The following is a 3,439-nucleotide window of genomic DNA, read 5'->3' on the forward strand; positions in this document are numbered from 1 at the left end:
CCCCCAGACCAACCAGGTCCTCGCCCTTGATCGCCGCCAGGACCCCGACGCGGCCGCCGCCCTCGGCCGGGAGCCCGACGCTCCCCTCGTCTACCTCGAGCGCCTCCGCCTCGCCGGCGACCAGCCCCTGGCCCTCGACCGGGTCTGGCTCCCCGCCGAGATCGCCGAGCCCCTCCTCGAGGTCGACTTCCACCGGACCGCCCTCTACGAGGAGCTGGCCCGCTGGTGCGGGGTCCGCCCCGACAGCGGCGAGGAGGAGATCCGCCCGGTCCTCCCCGATCCCCTCGACCGCCTCCGCCTCGGGATGGGGACCCGCCAGGCCGCCCTCGCCGTCGAGCGCCGCACCTTCCACCAGGGGCGGGCCGTCGAGCGCCGCCGCATCCTCCTCCGGGGCGACCGGATCGGCATCGTCGCTCGCTGGCCCCAGGGCACCAGCCCCGAACCGGCCATGCCCGCCAGCCTCCGCCTCACCCCCCTCGAGCTCCTCGACGATCCGCCCGACGAGTGAGCCGGTCGCCCACCGCGGCCGGACGCTCCTCCCTCGCCACCTGGTGGTGGGGGACCAGCGCCGGCGCCGTCCCCTTCCTCCTCGCCGTCACCCTTCTGGGCCGAGCCGCCCAGAACATGGGCCAGACCACCTACCCCCTCTTGGCCCGAGACCGCCTCCACGTGGCCAACGACACCCTCGGCGTCCTGACGGCCCTCGCCGGCCTCGCCGGGGTCGCCACCTCGGCGTTCCTGACCGCCCGCATCCCGTCCCGCCGGGCCCTCTGGGCGATCACCGCTGGCCAAGCCGTCACCCTGGCCAGCTTCGTCCTCCTGGCCCTTCCCACCGGCCTTCCCGGCCTCTGGCTGGCCGCGGCCGCCCTCGGCATCGGAGGCGGCCTGGTGTTCCCGGCCACCATGACCGCCATCGGCAGCGGCCCCCAGGGCCAGCGGGCCCGGTCCCTGGCGGTCTACGCCCTCTCCCTCTCCGCCGGGCTGGTCGTCGGGCCCCTGGCCGAAGCTGCGGTCCTGCACCTCCTCCACGAACGGCTCCGGGACGCGTTCGCCGCCCTCCTCCCCCTCCCCCTCCTCGCCACGCTCCTCGTCGCCTCGGCCGCCCGGCGACACGGCGGTGGCCTGCCGGGGCCGGCAGCGGACGGTGGGAGCCCTCTGCGGCCGACGCCTTTTCACAACGATGCACACAAACTCCACAACGCCTCGGAGGAGGCCCTGGGTCCGAGGTCCCCCTCGTCCTTCGGATCCGCCGAGTCGACCGAGGCCGACACCCCGCTCACCACCCTGCCCGGCGGGCAGCCCCTCCCCGCACCCCACGACCGCTCGAGCCGCCGCCCGCGCCCCCACCGCCGACCGCACCCGCCGCTGTGGCGCCACCCGGCGTTCCGCCTGGCACTGCTCACGCTCCTGACCTACCAGGCACCCTTCGCCGCACTGGTGACCTTCGGGGGCCTGCTCGGTCGCCACGTGGACGGGGTCTCCGCCGCCGGCGTGGAGGTCGGCTTCGGGGCCTTCTTCACGGTGTCGTTCCTGATCCGTGCCCTGGTGGCCGCCCACTCCCCGCTTCGCCACCCCCGCCTGGTCCTCACCGGCTCCCTCGCGGCGACGGTCCTCGGGCTGCTCCTCCTAGCCGGTGGCCCCGGCAGCCTGAGCTTCTTCGCCGCCCTGGCCGTCCTCGGCGCGCCGCACGGCGTCACCTTCCCTTTGGCCTCGGCCACCTTGGCGGAGGGCACCGACCCTGGCCTCCTTGCCCGGGCGAACGCCCGGATGATGGCAACCGCCAACCTGGTGACGATCCTCGTGCCTCTGGCCTGCGGAGCCCTGGCGTCGGCCTTCGGCTATCGGGTCATGTTCCTGACCGTGGAAACCCCGGTCCTCGCCACCGCCCTGGGCCTGGCCCTGGAACGGCGACCCCGACCGGCCGCCGAGCCCGGTTCGGCCTGAACGAGCCCCGGGACCGACCCGGGGGACCGAGACCGGGGGTGGCGTCTTCGCCTCCAGGGCTGTGCGCACCACGACCACGCGATCGACAGTCGCACGAGGGGTGGTCGGGGTCGTAGCATCGGTCGGGTGCGAGAAGCCGTGTTCTGTCAGCCGCTGCGGACCCCGGTCGGGGCCTTCGGCGGATCGCTGCGAGAGGTGTCGGTGGCGGAGCTGGCGGCCACCGTGGTCCAGGCGGTGGTCGAGCGGAGCGGGCTGCCCCCCGAGGTGATCGACGACGTGGTCCTCGGCCAGGGATACCCGAGCGGGGAGGCCCCGGCCCTCGGGCGGGTGGCCGCCCTCGACGCCGGGCTGCCGGTCGGCGTGCCGGGCTTCCAGCTGGACCGGCGCTGCGGCTCGGGCCTCCAGGCGGTGCTGGTGGCCGCCATGGAGGTCCAGACCGGGGCGGCCGAGGTGGTGCTGGCCGGCGGGGCCGACTCGATGAGCCAGGTGGAGTACTACTCGACGGCGACCCGCTGGGGGGCACGGGCCGGGCACGTGGAGCTGCGGGACCGGCTGGCCCAGGCCCGGGTGGCCGCCGGGGGGCGGCGCTACGTGATCCCGGGCGGCATGATCGAGACGGCCGAGAACCTCCGCCGCCGCTACCGCATCCCCCGAGAGCGCCAGGACCGCCTGGCCCTGCGGTCCCACCAGCGGGCGGTCGCCGCGCAGCGGGCCGGCTGGTTCGACCAGGAGATCGTGCCGGTCACCGTGCGGGGCCGACGGGGCGAGACGGTGGTGAGCCAGGACGAGCACCCCCGGCCGGACACGACCCTGGAGGCCCTGGCGGCCCTGCGGCCGGTCATGGCCAGGGAGGACCCCGAGGCCACGGTCACCGCCGGGAACGCCAGCGGGCAGAACGACGGGGCGGCCTGCGTGGTGGTGACCCACCCGGCCCGGGCCGCCGAGCTGGGCCTGCGACCGCTGGCCCGGCTGCGGTCCTGGGCGGTGGCCGGGGTCGACCCGGCCGAGATGGGCCTCGGCCCGGTGCCGGCGACCGCCAAGGCCCTGGCGAAGGCCGGGCTCGGGCTGGCCGACTGCGACCGGATCGAGCTGAACGAGGCGTTCGCCGCCCAGGTGCTGGCGGTGACCACCGAGTGGGGCCTCGACGAGGAGGACGAGCGCTTGAACCCGCTGGGCTCGGGGATCGCCCTGGGGCACCCCATCGGGGCCACCGGAGCCCGGATCCTGGTCACGTTGCTGCACGAGTTGCAGCGGCGAGACCTGACCATCGGCCTCGAGACCATGTGCATCGGGGGCGGCCAGGGCATCGCCGCGGTGATCGAGCGGGTGGGCTGAGGCCGGTCAGCGGGGAAGACTGGGAGGGTGGAGCGCATCCCCTACGACGAGTTCGGCTTGCTGGCCGAGAACGCGGCCGAGCTGGGCCTGCCCACCGGCCACCTCCCGCCGGTTCGCCGGGTGCCGGTCCCGGTGGGCCAGGGGCGACACTTGAGTGCCT

General features: G+C 75.6%; 3 protein-coding genes. All 3 read left to right on the forward strand.

Annotated features, from left to right (window positions below; all coding sequences use genetic code 11):
- Positions 1 to 508: GntR family transcriptional regulator (locus tag Acit_RS03815; protein ID WP_248105849.1), on the forward strand; the 508-nt coding region annotated here is incomplete at its 5' end.
- The gene (locus Acit_RS03820) at positions 505 to 1,944 is read left to right on the forward strand and encodes an MFS transporter (RefSeq protein WP_248105850.1); all 1,440 of its coding nucleotides are present in this window, start codon (positions 505 to 507) and stop codon (positions 1,942 to 1,944) included. The genes Acit_RS03815 and Acit_RS03820, both read left to right, overlap by 4 nt.
- Before the next feature lie 126 nt (positions 1,945 to 2,070).
- The gene (locus Acit_RS03825) at positions 2,071 to 3,279 is read left to right on the forward strand and encodes an acetyl-CoA C-acetyltransferase (protein ID WP_248105851.1); all 1,209 of its coding nucleotides are present in this window, start codon (positions 2,071 to 2,073) and stop codon (positions 3,277 to 3,279) included.
- Positions 3,280 to 3,439 lie beyond the last annotated feature (160 nt).

The sequence above is a fragment of the Aciditerrimonas ferrireducens genome (assembly GCF_023130475.1).
Taxonomy (GTDB): domain Bacteria; phylum Actinomycetota; class Acidimicrobiia; order Acidimicrobiales; family UBA8190; genus Aciditerrimonas; species Aciditerrimonas ferrireducens.